The organism is Ideonella sp. P3_A4, from assembly GCF_056403075.1.
Map to the genome: position 1 here is coordinate 15,347 of NZ_JBFUGE010000008.1, position 14,286 is coordinate 29,632.

Annotated in this window: 13 protein-coding genes and 1 pseudogene; 10 read left to right on the forward strand and 4 right to left on the reverse strand. The window is 68.0% G+C overall.

Annotation, left to right across the window (positions count from 1 at the left end; translation table 11 throughout):
* Positions 1 to 2: 2 nt before the first annotated feature.
* Entirely contained in the window at positions 3 to 461 is a 459-nt protein-coding gene (locus tag AC1DYI_RS02335; protein ID WP_477202474.1) for a MarR family winged helix-turn-helix transcriptional regulator, read from the reverse strand.
* 128 nt (positions 462 to 589) lie between these two features.
* Here AC1DYI_RS02335 and AC1DYI_RS02340 point away from each other — a divergent pair, with 128 nt between their 5' ends.
* The 6 genes and pseudogenes from AC1DYI_RS02340 (at position 590) to cfa (ending at position 6,680) form a co-directional block, all read left to right on the forward strand.
* Positions 590 to 1,009 (forward strand): organic hydroperoxide resistance protein, encoded by a 420-nt coding sequence (locus AC1DYI_RS02340; protein WP_477202475.1) that lies wholly within the window; start codon positions 590 to 592, stop codon positions 1,007 to 1,009.
* Between the two features lie 34 nt (positions 1,010 to 1,043).
* A complete protein-coding gene (locus tag AC1DYI_RS02345; protein WP_477202476.1) occupies positions 1,044 to 1,799 on the forward strand; it encodes an alpha/beta fold hydrolase in 756 nt (251 codons plus the stop codon).
* A 142-nt stretch (positions 1,800 to 1,941) separates the two neighbouring features.
* A pseudogene (locus tag AC1DYI_RS02350) lies at positions 1,942 to 2,883 on the forward strand (thioredoxin family protein); the annotation flags it as partial.
* Between the two features lie 5 nt (positions 2,884 to 2,888).
* Positions 2,889 to 3,929, forward strand: coding sequence for an alpha/beta fold hydrolase (locus AC1DYI_RS02355; RefSeq protein WP_477202477.1), 1,041 nt, complete (start codon positions 2,889 to 2,891; stop codon positions 3,927 to 3,929).
* Between the two features lie 42 nt (positions 3,930 to 3,971).
* Entirely contained in the window at positions 3,972 to 5,165 is a 1,194-nt protein-coding gene (locus AC1DYI_RS02360; protein WP_477202478.1) for a class I SAM-dependent rRNA methyltransferase, read from the forward strand.
* Between the two features lie 303 nt (positions 5,166 to 5,468).
* A complete protein-coding gene (gene cfa / locus AC1DYI_RS02365; protein ID WP_477202479.1) occupies positions 5,469 to 6,680 on the forward strand; it encodes a cyclopropane fatty acyl phospholipid synthase in 1,212 nt (403 codons plus the stop codon).
* A gap of 65 nt (positions 6,681 to 6,745) precedes the next feature.
* Here cfa and AC1DYI_RS02370 read toward each other — a convergent pair whose 3' ends face one another.
* Both AC1DYI_RS02370 and AC1DYI_RS02375 read right to left on the reverse strand, forming a co-directional pair.
* Positions 6,746 to 8,206, reverse strand: coding sequence for an SH3 domain-containing protein (locus tag AC1DYI_RS02370; protein ID WP_477202480.1), 1,461 nt, complete (start codon positions 8,204 to 8,206; stop codon positions 6,746 to 6,748).
* A gap of 7 nt (positions 8,207 to 8,213) precedes the next feature.
* Complete coding sequence (locus tag AC1DYI_RS02375; RefSeq protein ID WP_477202502.1) at positions 8,214 to 9,425, reverse strand: prohibitin family protein; 1,212 nt, start codon at positions 9,423 to 9,425, stop codon at positions 8,214 to 8,216.
* 308 nt (positions 9,426 to 9,733) lie between these two features.
* Between AC1DYI_RS02375 and AC1DYI_RS02380 the strand changes: the two genes are divergently transcribed.
* From AC1DYI_RS02380 to AC1DYI_RS02395, 4 genes are all read left to right on the forward strand, one after another.
* Positions 9,734 to 10,426: a response regulator transcription factor gene (locus AC1DYI_RS02380; protein ID WP_477202481.1), complete on the forward strand. Its 693-nt coding sequence runs from the start codon at positions 9,734 to 9,736 to the stop codon at positions 10,424 to 10,426.
* Positions 10,426 to 12,537 carry a sensor histidine kinase gene (locus AC1DYI_RS02385; protein ID WP_477202482.1) on the forward strand — a complete coding sequence of 704 codons (2,112 nt, stop codon included), beginning with the start codon at positions 10,426 to 10,428 and terminating at the stop codon, positions 12,535 to 12,537. The genes AC1DYI_RS02380 and AC1DYI_RS02385 overlap by 1 nt, the downstream gene beginning before the upstream one ends.
* Positions 12,538 to 12,635: 98 nt before the next feature.
* Positions 12,636 to 12,884: a hypothetical protein gene (locus AC1DYI_RS02390; RefSeq protein WP_477202483.1), complete on the forward strand. Its 249-nt coding sequence runs from the start codon at positions 12,636 to 12,638 to the stop codon at positions 12,882 to 12,884.
* Positions 12,874 to 13,641, forward strand: coding sequence for an ATPase (locus tag AC1DYI_RS02395; protein WP_477202484.1), 768 nt, complete (start codon positions 12,874 to 12,876; stop codon positions 13,639 to 13,641). The genes AC1DYI_RS02390 and AC1DYI_RS02395 overlap by 11 nt, the downstream gene beginning before the upstream one ends.
* Positions 13,642 to 13,663: 22 nt before the next feature.
* On the opposite strand, the gene AC1DYI_RS02400 is transcribed toward AC1DYI_RS02395, so the two are convergent.
* Complete coding sequence (locus tag AC1DYI_RS02400; RefSeq protein ID WP_477202485.1) at positions 13,664 to 14,149, reverse strand: Lrp/AsnC family transcriptional regulator; 486 nt, start codon at positions 14,147 to 14,149, stop codon at positions 13,664 to 13,666.
* Positions 14,150 to 14,286: the final 137 nt, after the last annotated feature.

Genomic DNA, 14,286 nt, shown 5'->3' on the forward strand with positions numbered 1-14,286 from the left:
CCTTACCCCTTCATCGACCCGACCAGGTTGTCACGCAGGCGCACCACCGCCTTCTGCAGCGTGCGGAACTCCTCCGGCGTCAGGCCGGTGGCGCCCATCAGGTTGCCGCCACTCGCCGCCTTCTCGCGCAACTTGCGCCCGTCGTCGGTGAGGCTGACCACCACCTGCCGTTCGTCCGCCAGGCCGCGGGCGCGGTTCACGTAGCCCATTTCCTCGAGCTTCTTGAGGATCGGCGTCAGCGTGTTCGATTCGAGAAACAGGTTTTGCCCGAGCTCGCGCACCGTCTGCTGGTCGCGTTCGGCCAGGCAGATCAGGGTGATGTACTGGGTGTAGGTCAGGCCCAGCTCGTCGAGGATCGGCCGGTAGGCCTTGCCGAAGGCGAGGTTGGCCGAGTAGACGGCGAAGCAGAGGAAGTCCGAGAGCTTGCGCTCCGGCGCTTTGGTCGATGGTTTGGCGCTCATGCGGCAGTCTACATCGCATGCGATTGAATCGAATCCGCTTGACAAGGTGGTGATGGTGGCTAAACTGCATCGCATCCGATTAAATCGGATTCGACTTAAATACACTTCAGCCATCGAAAGGACAACACATGAGCCAGATCGACCAGGTCCTCTACACGGGCCGCACCCACACCATTGCCGGCCGTGACGGCAGCGCACGCAGCGACGATGGCCGCCTGGACATCAAGTTATCGCGGCCCGGCGGCCCTGGCGCAGGCACCAACCCCGAGCAGTTGTTTGCGGCCGGCTGGTCGGCCTGCTTCCTCGGCGCGATGGCGCGCGCGGCGCAGAAGATGAGCCTGCGCCTGCCGCCGGATGCATCGGTCGACGCCGAGGTGGATCTCGGCAGCGGCGGCGACGAGTTCTTCCTGCAGGCGCGTCTGTGGGTCAACGTGCCCGGCCTGGACCGTGAAACGACGCAGGCGCTGGCCGATGCGGCGCACCAGATCTGCCCGTATTCCAAATCGACGCGCGGAAACATCGACGTGCAGATCGCCGTCGCCGCCTGACACCCCTCCACGCCTTCCATCGAGATATCCACCCATGAACTCCTTCAAGATGCTCTTCGTCGCACTCGCTGTCACGCTGTCGTTCTCGGCTGCTGCAGAAACAGCGGCCACGCCGCCCGCGAAATCAGTCGTCCTCGTCCACGGCGCGTTCGCCGACGGATCGAGCTGGGACGCCGTCGTGCCACTGCTGCAAGCCAAGGGTCTGAAGGTCGTCGCTGTGCAAAACCCGCTGACCTCGCTGGCCGACGACGTGGCATTCACGAAGCGCGCACTGAAGAACATTGAAGGGCCCGTGGTGCTGGTCGGCCATTCGTGGGGTGGCGTGGTCATCACGGAGGCCGGCGTGGACGAAAAGGTCAAGTCGCTGGTCTATGTGGCCGCCTTCGCACCGTCCGAAGGCCAGTCTGTCGCCGAACTTGCCAAGGACTACCCGACGCCGCCCGGCATCGCGAACCTGGTGTCGGATGCCGAAGGCTTCCTGACCATGACGGCGCCGGAGCTGGCGAAGAACTTCGCGCCCGACGTGCCGGCTTCGAAGACGGCGCTGATGGCCGCCTCGCAGGGTGCGGTTCGCGGCAAGAACTTCGAGGACAAGGTCTCCGCCGCCGCGTGGAAAACCAAGCCCTCCTGGTTCATCGCCGCCACCAAGGACCGGATGATCCAGCCCGAGCTGCAACAGGCGATGGCCAAGCGAATCGGCGCGCACACGACGGCGCTGCCGACCAGCCACGTGCCGATGCTCGTGGCGCCCAAGGATGTGGCGGCGGCCATCCTGGCGGCGGCGAAGTAAGGCGATGAAGAGACTGCTCACCGGCCTCGTCGGTGGCCTCGCGGCCATCGGCCTGGGCGTGAACTGCGCGCTGTTCGCGCCGGGCTCCGAAGCCTCGCCGTGGGCCGCACCGACCCAGGCCACGACGATGGCGACCCTGCCGCTCGACGGCGCCACCGGCTGGCTCAACTCGCCCGCGCTGACGGGCGAGAGCCTGCGTGGCAAGGTGGTGCTGGTCGACTTCTGGACCTATTCCTGCATCAACTGCCTGCGCACCTTGCCGTATGTGCGGGCCTGGGCGCAGAAGTACCGCGCCGCGGGGCTGGTTGTCATCGGCGTGCACACGCCCGAGTTCGCGTTCGAGGGCGAGGCAGCGAACGTGCAGCGTGCGGTGCGCGACCTGCAGATCGACTACCCCGTCGCGCTGGACAGCGGCTACGCGATCTGGCGCGCCTTCGGCAACCGCGGCTGGCCGGCGCTGTACTTCGTCGACGCCCAGGGCCGCATCCGTCACCAGCAGTACGGCGAGGGCCGGTATGACGAAGCCGAGCGGTTGATCCAGCAACTGCTGAAGGAGGCGGGGCGCGGCGCCGTGCCCACCGGCGTCGTCACGCCGCAGGGCCAAGGCACGCAAGCCGCCACCGGGCCGGTGGCGTCGATGTCCGAAGAAACCTATCTCGGCTTCGAGCGCGTCAGCGGGTTCGTCTCCAGCGATGGTGGATTGCGCCATGGTCGCGACCACGCCTATGCCGGCATCCCGACGCTGCGCACCAACCAGTGGACGCTCACCGGCACCTGGCGCGTGGACGAAGAGTCCGCACTGCTGCGGCAGGCGGGCGGGCGCATCGCCTACCGCTTCCGCGCACGCGACCTGCACCTGGTGCTCGGCAGCGAGAGCGGGCAGCCGGTGCGGTTTCGCGTCCGCATCGACGGCCGGCCACCAGGCGCCGACCATGGCGCGGACACCGATGCTGATGGCCTCGGCACTGTCGGCGCGCAGCGCCTCTATCAACTCGTTCGGCAGTCGTCGGGCGCCGCAGAGAGGACCTTCGAGATCGAGTTCCTCGATACCGGCGCCCGCGCCTACGCCTTCACTTTCGGATGAATGCCATGAACCCAGAAATCGATTCGCTGCGCCGTCGCCTTTTGGGCAGTGCCGCCGTGCTCCCACTCGGCATGCTGACATCGTCAGCGCGAGCGCAGAGCGTGAAGTCGGCGTCCACGCTGCCGGCCCTGCAGCCCGGCACCCATACGTCATTTGCCTCGCTGAAGCAGGTGTCTGCCGGTGTGCTCGACGTGGGCTACGCCGAGGCCGGCCCGGCCGACGGCCCGCCCGTGCTGTGCCTGCACGGTTGGCCCTACGACATCCACTGTTATGTCGATGTCGCACCCTTGCTCGCGTCAGCCGGCTACCGCGTGATCGTGCCATACGTGCGCGGCTACGGCAGCACGCGGTTCCTCTCGAACGACACGCCGCGCAACGGGCAGCAGGCTGCGCAGGCCGCCGACGTGATCGCGCTGATGGACGCGCTGCACATCGATCGCGCCATCGTCGCCGGTTGTGACTGGGGCGCGCGCACGGCCTGCATCCTCGCGGCGCTGTGGCCGCAGCGCTTCAAGGGGCTGGTCTCGGTCAGCGGCTACCTGGTGACAAACGTGCAGGCCGGCCAGCAGCCTCTGCCGCCGCAGGCGGAGCTGCAGTGGTGGTACCAGTACTACCTGGCCACCGAGCGTGGCCGCCTCGGCTACGCGAAGAACACGCATGCCTTCGCCAAACTCATCTGGCAGCTCGCCTCGCCGCAATGGCGCTTCGACGAGGCAACGTTCGGACGATCGGCCCGCGCGTTGGATAACCCCGACCAGGTCGCCATCGCCGTGCACAACTACCGCTGGCGCCTCGGCCTCGCGCCGGGCGAGGCGAAGTACGACGAGATCGAGGCGAGGCTGGCCAAGGCGCCGAGCGTCTCCTTGCCGACGATCACCCTCGAAGGTGACGCGAACGGCGCGCCGCACCCGGATCCGGCGGCCTATGCCAGCAAGTTCACCGGCCGCTACGAACACCGCCAGCTCACCGGTGGCGTCGGCCACAACCTGCCGCAGGAGGCACCGCAGGCTTTCGCGCAGGCCGTGATCGACGTCGACCGGACCTAACCGCGCGGCCCGCGGGCCGGGCGTCAGGCGACAATCCGGCCCATGAAAGTCATTCGCCTGCGTGAAGGCAAAGAACGCTCGCTGCTGCGCCACCACCCCTGGGTCTTCGCCGGCAGCATCGCCAAGGGCCAGGCCGATGCCGGCGAGACCGTGCGCGTCGAGAGCGACGACGGAAAGTTCCTCGCCTGGGCCGCCTTCAGCCCCAGCTCGCAGATTCGCGTGCGGGCCTGGACCTTCGATGAGAACGAGCGCGTCGACGCCGCGCTCTTCAAGCGCCGCATCGGCGCTGCCGTGGCACTGCGCCAGCGTATGGCGGTGGAAAGCGACGGCGTGCGCCTGATCCACGGCGAGGCCGATGGTCTGCCGGGCCTGGTGGTCGACCGCTACGGCGACCTGCTCAGCGCGCAGTTCCTGTCCGCCGGTACCGAGCGTTTCAAGAGCACGATCGCGGACGCGCTGCTGCAAGCCACCGGCTGCACGCGGCTGTACGAACGCTCAGATTCGGGTGTGCGTGCGCTCGAAGGGCTGGAGCCGGTGACCGGTTGGTTGCGCGGGGCTGACGAGCAAGGGGGCGCCACCGAGGTGACGATCCGCGAGCACGGCTGGAAGCTGACCGTCGATGTCGCCGAGGGTCACAAGACCGGCTTCTACCTCGATCAGCGCGACAACCGCGCTCGCCTGGCCGACTGGGTCCGCCGCTTCGGCTGCAAGCGGGTGCTGAACTGCTACAGCTACACCGGCGGCTTCAGCGTCGCAGCCTTGGCGGGTGGCGCCGAGCAGGTCGTCAGCGTTGATTCTTCGGCCCCGGCGCTGGCGCGCGCCACCGCCCACGTCGCGCTGAACGGCCACGACCCGGCGCGCCACCAGGCGCTCGATGCCGACGTGAACGGCTACCTGCGCGAAGCGCTGAAGAGTGGCGAGAAGTTCGACGCAATCGTGCTGGACCCGCCCAAGTTCGCGCCCACCGCGGCGCACGCCGAGCGCGCCGCCCGTGCCTACAAGGACATCAACCGCCTCGGCCTGAAGCTGCTCGCGCCGGGCGGCCTGCTGCTGACCTTCAGCTGCTCGGGCGGCATCGGCGCCGAGCTGTTCCACAAGATCGTCGCCGGCGCGGCGATGGATGCGCAGGTCGATGGCGCGATCCTCGCGCGGCTCGAAGGAGCGCCCGACCACCCGACCACGCTGATGTTCCCCGAGGGTGAGTACCTGAAGGGGCTGGCGGTGCTGAAGCAATAGCGCCAGCCGCGACGGGCCGGGCCATCCGGCCTTGCATCCGCGAACGTTTGCAACGCCGGCAACAAATCGTGCCGGCCAACCGCCTCAGCGACCTGGCTGCTTAGCACGCTTGTACGCGGCCAGCAGCCCGGGCGCGCGAATTGCCCGCCTGCGGTAAGCCCCTCCGGCAGGGCTTGACCCGCGCGTGCCCGTTCACGCAAAGTGCCGGACAAGGCGGCGCCGCTGCTGAACGACACGGGCAGGCCCGGCGCACCAGGCCCAGACAAATGCACAGGGTGGGCAACCGGGCTGTTGGAGCGGTGCATGGACGTTGAACTGGTCAATGCAACAGGCGGCAAACGGGGCACGCACGGCAGCTTGCCCGATGACGGCGCGCGCGGTTGGTTCGAGCGCCTGCTGGGGCGCGCCGACATCCGCGTCGGTGGCGAGCGGCCCTGGGACATCCAGCTGCTGGACCCCGACGTGCCCGAGCGCGTGCTGGCGCAAGGCACGCTGGGCCTGGGCGAAAGCTACATGGACGGTCACTGGGCCGCCGAGCGGCTCGACCAGTTCTTCGACAAGCTGGTAAGCGCGCAGATGGCGCGCGGCGGCCGGCCGATCGCCTTGGCGGCCAAGCCGCCGCTGTGGCACTTGCTCAAGACCCGCTTGCTGAACCTGCAGACCCAGTCGCGCGCCTGGCAGGTCGGCCAACAGCACTACGACCTGGGCAACGATTTCTACGCCGCGATGCTGGACCCGCGCATGACCTACACCTGCGCCTACTGGGGCGGTGGGGCGCAGACCTTGAGCGAAGCGCAAGAAGCCAAGCTCGAGTTGGTCTGCCGCAAGCTGATGCTGCGGCCTGGCATGCGTGTGCTGGACATCGGTTGCGGCTGGGGCAGCCTGATGAAATACGCCGCCGAACGCTTTGGCGTGCAGTGCGTTGGCGTCACGGTATCGGCCGAGCAGGTGGCGCTCGGGCGCGAGCTGTGCACGGGTCTTCCGGTCGAGTTCAGGCTGCAGGATTACCGCGGGCTGATCGACAAGGTCGACGAGTTGGGCGGCCGCTTCGATCGCGTCGTCAGCCTGGGCATGTTCGAGCACGTGGGCCACAAGAACTACACCGCGTTCATGCGGGTGGCCGAGGCCACGCTGAAGCCCGACGGGCTGTTCCTGTTGCACACGATCGGCCGCAACGAGCATGGCAACGGCACCGACCCGTGGATCGACAAGTACATCTTCCCCAACGGCGAGTTGCCGACCATCGCTCGCATCGGCCGCGTCTGCGAACGGCGCTTCGTCGTCGAAGACCTGCACAACTTCGGCGCCGACTACGACCGCACGCTGATGAGCTGGTACGCCAATGTCGAAGCTGCATGGCCGCGCTTTGCCGAGGCGCTGGGTGAGCGCTTCCGTCGCATGTGGACCTACTACCTGCTGTCGTGCGCCGGGGCCTTCCGCGCCCGCGACATTCAGCTCTGGCAGTGGGTACTGTCACCACGCGGTGTGCCGGGCGGCTATCACCGCCCGGCCTGACCTCTTGGGGTCTTCTTCCTCTCCTTCTCTCTCCCTCTCACGACAGCGTCAATCGTTCGGTGTTGTCAGCGCAGGCTGACGGTGCCTCGCTTCCAGCCCGCATCCTGAAAGCGCTGGAAGGCGGCCAGGATCTGCGGCGTGCTGGCGAACTTGTCGGTCGTCAGCGTCGGCAGCTTGGCGACTTCGAAGCGGCGGCTCCAGCGGCCTTCGGTGCGGGCTTCGCGGGCCAGCAGCAGCTTCGGCTCGGCACCGGGCGCAAAGCCGGCGTATTCGACATAGCCTGCATCGGCGCCGAGCGGGTTGCCGGGGGCGGGCGGCAGCACGTCCAGCGTCCAGCCTTGCTGCGCGTCCTTGCGCAGCACCCAAAGCTCGCGCCAGGTGGCCAGCGGTTGCACGGCGACTGTCAGCAGCGTGGCGCCCGGGTCGACGGTGGCCGAGTTCAGCCACACCACGCCCCAGGTGCAGCGGCGCAGCAGCGGCTGCTTCGCATCGTGTTGCGCGTCCACCAGTAGCAGGCAGGTTTCGCCCGGTTCACCGGTCTGGGTGACCAGCGTCGGCCGACGCATGATGTCCGGTGTGCCGATCGGCGCTGGCGCCGCAGCCCAGCGCGACGCACCGACGCGGATTGCTGCGTCGTTGTATTCGGCCTGGTCTTCTTCTGCCAGCTCGGTAGCGCGCACACCAGCCAGTTCGTCCGTGGCGCGCTGGCCTGCAGCCTGCGCTGCCTCGCCGCGGCGGGCTTGCGCAAACGCCAGCGACGACCAGACGCCCGCGCGGCGCAGCCGCAGCTTGTTCTTCGTCCACTCGGGCAGCGTCGCCATCGCGTTGGGGCTCAGCCTGTCCAGTACTTCGGCACGCCATTTGTCGCGCGCTTCACGGTCGGTCGGCTTCAGGCCTGGGTCGACGCAGTCGTGCCGCGTCAGGCCCAGCACGGCGCGGGCCTGTTGCTCGGGCGTGGCCTGCGGCATCGCCAACACACGGCCGTAGGCCTCGCCGTCGTAGCAGAGCTGCACCGCACCGTCGCGCTCGAAGTTCACCCAGCGCACGCCATAAGCGCCGACGCCATCCAGGTGGGCCGAGAGGGTGGTGCTCGGTGTGGTGTTGCGCGAAGAAGCCCGGCGCGCCAGCCGCTCGGCCATCGTGCCGATCGCGTCGAAGGGTTCTGGCCCGATGTCGCGCGCCGATGCAGCCTTCAGGTAGGCCGCAGCGTAGGCGATGCCGAGGGCCTCCGACCCCGGCGTGTCCTTGACGAAGCGCAGCACTGCGAGCAGCTCGGGCGCGTCGGCCTCTTTTGCATCGGTACCGCGCACCTGGGCAGCCTTCACATAGCCGCCACGCTCACGCTTGTGGTCCCAGACCTGCAGGTAGCCCAAGCGCTCGCCGCGCACTTCGAGCGCGTCGCCTTGCCACAGCTGGGCTTGGGCGGGTGCGCTGTCGCTGGGCGAAGCGCGCAGCGCGGTGGCGTCTTGCGTCACCAGCGCGAGGCTGGACAGGGCGGCAGCGGCAACAGTGGTCGCGATCATCATCGGCTCCTTACTGGGTGTTTTCTTCTTCGGCCTGCACTTCACCCACGGCGCGCGTGGTGGTCGCCTTGGCCTGGGTGCCCAGCAGCGTCGAGCCGATGAAGCCACCATCGGCCGGCGGCGGCGCGATGATCACTTGCACCTTGTCCGACAGCTTGTCGGCCAGCGTCTTCTGGATCAGCAGCGGGTGGCGGGTGATCAGTGCGCCTTCACGTGCCATCTGCTCGCTGTTGGCCAGGCCGACCTTCTGCAGGCGGTAGGCCTCGGCATCGGCCAGCTTCTGGCGTGAATCGGCTTCACCTTGCGCTTCGATGCGGCGCGCTTGTGCGCTGGCCTCGGCGCCCTTCACGCGGGCCTGCTTCTCGGCTTCCGCTTCCAACTGGCGCTGCTCGATCTGCTTCTGCTTGAACGGCAGCACGTGCTTCATCGCTTCTTCCTGTGCCTTGGCCGCGATGATCTGTTCGCGCGCCGCCGCTTCAGCCTGCTTCTCGCGCCGCACGCCGTCGGCTTGCGCTTCGAGCGCGGTCTGCTCGACCTGCTTTTCCTTCAGCACCAGCGTGTAGCGCATCTTCTCGGCCGCCAGCTCTTCGGCCAGCAGGCGGTCCATGCCGCGGCGGTAGTCTTCCGGCAGGTCGATCTTGCCCAGCGTCACGCCCTTGAGCAGCACGCCATCGGCGGCCAGGCGCGGCTTCAGCTCGGTCTCGATCGCCTGCTGCAGCTCGGCGCGCTTGCTGGAGAAGATCTCGCGCACCGTGTAGCGCGCCATCACCTTGTAGATCACGCCGTTGACCGCCGGCTGCACGATGTCGGCACCCAGGTCGTTCGGCAGGCTGCCAGCCATCGCTGCGACGCGGGTCGGGTCCAGCGCGTAACGTACCGACAGGTCGACGCCGAGCGACAGGCCTTCGACCGACTGGTACGGCGATTCACCGTCGGCGCGCAGGCTGCCGAGCGGGCGGTAGACCTGGTCACGCAGCGGCAGCGTGCGCAGCGTGTGCAGGCCGGGCAGCACGAGCGCGCTGCCTTCGTGCAACTCGGTGCTGCTGCCGGTCAAGCGGTTCGAGCGCACGCCGACTTCACCGTGCTCGATGCTGGCCAGCGGCGGGTTCTTCCACAACACGTAGGCCGAGGCGACCGCCAGGCCGGCGACCAGCAGCACCACCCGTGAAGAGTGCAGGGTGGTGGCGCCGCGGCGAAAGGTGACGTTGGTGGCGCGGGCCATCCGGTTCAGCCGGGTCTTCCAGCCGGGTTGGCGTGACGAAGAGGCCGGTTCCGGCTGTTCGAAGCTGCTGGGGGTGTCGTCGTCGTTCATGGTGTCGTCCTGTCGTGGTGTCTCTGTGAGGGCCGTCGCGTTCTTCGCTTCGGCATGGCCCTCATTCTTCGAATCCACCGCAGAGCAAGCGAGAGCCGCGCACACCCAGTTCGCACGCGTTCGTGAAGGCACGCGCCGGGGTCCGGAAGAAACCTTCACACCGGCTGCCTCAGGGGCTCGGGATAATCGCCCGCAGCAGTTCAAACCGGAGCGAACCCATGGTGAAAGTGGCCGTGATCGAAGACGACCAGCCGACCAGTCAGCAGCTGTGTGGCTGGATCGCGGCGGCGCGGCCGGGCATCCAGGTCGACACCTGGTTCACCCGCGACGAGGCCGAGGCCGCAATCGCTCGCGAGCGCTACGACCTGGTGGTGCTCGACATCGAGCTCGGCCGTGAGCGCAACGCCGGCGTGGCCATCATCAACGCGATCAACAAGCGCCATGCCGGCACACCGGTGCTGGTGGTCTCAGCGATGCCGGCCGCCATCTACCGCAGCATCATGAAGGCGCTCGACGCCTGGGACTACCTGCAGAAGACCACCTTCGACGAGGCCGACTTCGTCGAAACCTTTCTCGACATCCTGCGCGCCACCAAAGACAAGGCGCCTACGCCCGAGCCCGCGGCGCCGCGCGATGAACTGCTGGTCGACCCGTTGCGCCAGGGTGCTGCCATCTGGCGCGGCCAGCGCGTGAACCTGCCGCTGACCGCGCAGCGCATCCTCAGCGCGCTGTACCAGCGCCGTGGCGAGGTCGTCAGCTACGAAGACCTCTACCAAGTCGTCAAGAGCGGCCGCAACCGCGACAACATCCGCAAGCACGTCAGCACCATCCGCGACGCCTTCCGCGACATCGACCCGACCTTCGACGGCATTGCCAACGTGCCGATGCGCGGCTTCCGCTGGGAGCCCTGATGCGCTGGACTTCAGGCCTGCCCGACGTGCAGGCGCTGCTGCCCACCCGCATCCCGCTGCGGCTGCGGGTCTTCTTCCGCGGCGTGTTCGTACTGCTGGCGCTGGCCACCGTTGCGCTGGCGGGCTTTGTCTTGCGTGAGGAAAAGGAGCTGGGCCTGCGCGCCTACCGCGAAGGCTTCGGCAAGACCAAGGAACAGATCGTCGCCCGCCTGCGCCACCCCACCGGCCAGTTGGCGCTGCTGAATCCCGACACGCGCGGCGCGGCGGTGACGCCGCTGCACCCTGTCGTGCTGCCGTTCTCGGCGATCGACTTCGACGACAAGGCCAAGGTGCAGCAGGCGATCGAGATGGCCGGCTGCGGCGTGCAGTACGGCGACGGCGCGACGCTGTGCGTGGCGATCGGCAGCAACCCGTTGGCGGGCGGCTTCATCTACGCCGTGGGCGGCTTTGCCACTGGCGAGCTGGTGCCCAAACCGCCTGGCGTGCGCGACCTGGGCACCGCGCACCGCGTGCGCGTCGAAGTCGCGATGCGCGGCCAGACCTGGCGCTGGCTTGCTCCATATGAAGGCGGGCCCGACATCACCGGCGCCCAGCGCGGCCGCTTGACAGGTTTTGCCGAAGAGGTCGATGGCACGCTGGCGCTGAAGCCCGTGCGTGACTTCCGCGGTTGGCTTTGGCAAGACGCACGCTGCGTCGACGGTCAGACCGGCGACGACTGCCCCCGCCGCGCGTTCTACTCGGTGCGCCTGCCGATCGAGCTCTTTCGCGACGAGCTGCAGGCCAAGCGCAGTCAGCTCGTCTGGCCGCCGGCCGACCTGAACCGCATCCTCGTGCACTTGCAGGTGCTGGCGCCCAGCGGCGCGACGCTGTTCGACAGCAACCAGCCCGACGCGACACCGCCGTTCGGCCTGGCCGACCTGCAGCCGCTGCTGCTGCCCGGCGAGACGCTGCGCCTGGCCAAGGCCGGCGCGCAGGGCGAAACCGAACTCGCGCTGCTGCAGGGCAACGAAGTGCCCGGCGTGGCTGAGCCCTCTTGGTGGGACCGCTTCACTGCGCAACTGATCCGCCGTCTGGAGGTCGATGGCTACGAACAGGCGCTGGTCGCGCAAGACACGATCGCCACGCCGCTCGGCCGCTACGAGTTGACGCTGACCGGCGACGTGCGCAGCGTCAACCGCACGCTCGGCCGCGTGGCCGCACGCGTCGGCTGGATCGTCGTCGCGATGCTCGCCGCGATCGTGCTGGCCTGGGCCGCGATCGAGCTGCGCATCGTCCGCCGCATCACGCTGCTGACCAAACGCGCCGCCGCGGTGCGCCATGGTGTGCAAAGCCTGAAGGGTGGGGCGGACGATGAAGTCCGCCTCGACGTGGCCGACCTGCGCGGCAGCGACGAGCTGGGCTTGTTGGCCGGCACGCTGGCCGAGCTGCTGGAGCGTGTCAACGACGACGTGCGGCGCGAGCAGATCCGCACCGCGCAAGAGCGCGAGCAATGGCACGCGGTGGGCCACGAGATCATGTCGCCGCTGCAAAGCCTGCTGGCGCTGCACCCGGGCGATTCGGACCCGAGCCACCGCTACCTGCGCCGCATGCAGCAGGCGGTGCGTGTGCTCTATGGCCAAGCCTCGCCGACCGAGGCTTTCGAAGCCACCACGCTGCCGGTGCAGGCGCTGGACATCGACGAATTCCTGCGCCACGTGGCCGACAACGCGCCACACGCCGGCATCAACGACGTGCGCTACACCAGCGCCGGCGCGCCTTGCCTGGTGCGTGGCGACGCCTATGCGCTGGAAGACGTGGTGACCCACGTGCTGCGCAACGCCGAGCGCTACCGCCCCGCGGGTACGCCGGTCCAGCTGACGCTCGCAACGGTCGACGCGGGTGTCGAAGTCACCATTCACAACCAGGGCCCGCCGATCCCCGACTCACTGGTCGGCCGGATCTTCGAATACGGCGTGTCTGACGCGGCCGGCGAGCCGGGCGCCGACCCCGCCCACCGCGGCCAGGGCCTGTTCGTCGTGCGCACCTACATGGCCAAGATGGGTGGCACGGTGGAGGCTCGCAACGAGCCTGCAGGCGGCGTGAGTTTCGTGTTGCGCCTGGCGCGGGCTTGACGGCCCTGGCCGGCAGGCGCGGCGGAATGGATGCAAAATCCCCTTTCCTACCCGTGTCCAGCCCCATGAGCCGCATTCCCCCGATCAGTGAAGACCGCATGCTCGATGCCGAGGCCCGGTTCCCCGAACTGGCGGCGCGGGCCGGTCGCGCGGCCCATGAGCGGGCGTTGAAGAACACCGGCCGCGTCGTGATGAAGAAAGCCGGGCGCGCGTCGAGCAGTCAGTTGGTCGAGTTGCGCGCGGACGGCTCGGAGCACGTGATCAAGGCGCTGCCCGCTGACACACCAGTGCAGCCGGGGCTGGTGCTCAAGCGCAAGAAGGCGGCGCCGGTCCGCAGTGACCGCTGATTCGCCGCTGCGCTCTCAGGCGCGGCTTCGTGTGTTCGCCGGGCCGAACGGCTCGGGCAAGAGCACGATCCACACCGAATTGCGTCCGGAGTGGATTGGCGTCTATGTGAATGCAGACGACATCGAGAAGGCGCTTGCGGTGCGCGGCCAGCTTGAATTGGCCGATTTCGAGCTGGATGGCGCCGATAGCGCTCTGCAGCGTAGATTTGCGGCGATCGTGCAGTCGTCGGGGTTGTTGAAGAGTGCGGGGTTGGCCAGCGTGGCCGATCGTGTTGCCTGGAAGGGCGGCGCACTGCAGGTCCCGCATGCCGACGTCAACTCGTACCTCGCTTCGGTGACGGCGGACTTCATTCGCCGCGAACTGCTGAGCCAAGGAGCCTCGTTCACCTTCGAAACGGTCATGTCGTCGCCGGACAAAGTGGCTTTCATGCGTGAGGCTCAGGCACAGGGCTACCGGACGTACCTGTACTTCGTGGCGACCGGTGATCCGACGATCAATATCGAGCGAGTGCAGCTGCGTGTCAGCGAAGGGGGCCATGCAGTGCCCGATGACAAGGTGGTTCAGCGCTACCACCGGTCGATCGAACTGCTTGACGAGGCCTGCGGTGCGGCCAACCGGGCCTACATCTTCGACAACTCCGGCGCGGCGCACGAACTGATCGCCGAGGTCACCAACGGTGAATCGCTCGAGGTGCGCACGGCAGCGATGCCGGCTTGGTTCGTCGCCACGTCGCTGTGGCGGTCGTTTCAGGACTGAGACCCAGCGCAGACGGGCGGCGTCACGGCGCTGCCACCCGCGGGTCGAACTTCGCCCGCTTCAGCGCGAAATAGGTCTTCACGTTGCGCACGTTCGCGTCCTGCGTGAACAGGCGCTGCGTGAACGCGTGGAAGGCCGGCATGTCGGCGGCCCAGGCGATCAGCACGAAATCCGGCCCGGGCGACACGCGCCAGCACTGCTGCACGGATGCGTCGGCCACGGCGCGCTGCTCGAAGGCGGCTTGGTGCTCGTCGCCCTGCCGGTCCAGCGTGATCTCGCATACCGCGCTCAGGCCTCGCTCGGCAAAGCGTGGCGCGAGCAGGGCGGTGAAGCGCTGGATCACGCCGGCATCGCGCAGCCGCTTGACGCGGCGCAGCGCAGTGGCGGGCGACACATGCGCCGCCTGCGCCAGCGCGTGATTGGTCAGGCTGGCATCGGCCTGCAAAAGGTCCAGCAGACGCCAGTCGATGGTGTCCAAAGCGAATGATTCATTCAATTCTTCAGCCATGGTGATGAATTATTCCACTACGACCGTGGCGAGGCAAAAGCTTTCATTGCCGATTCAAATTTGAAAGCATCGTTCTCGCCGTGAGGCCTACGATCCCGTCATCGCCGCACAGCGGCCTATCGTCAGGACACCCCACC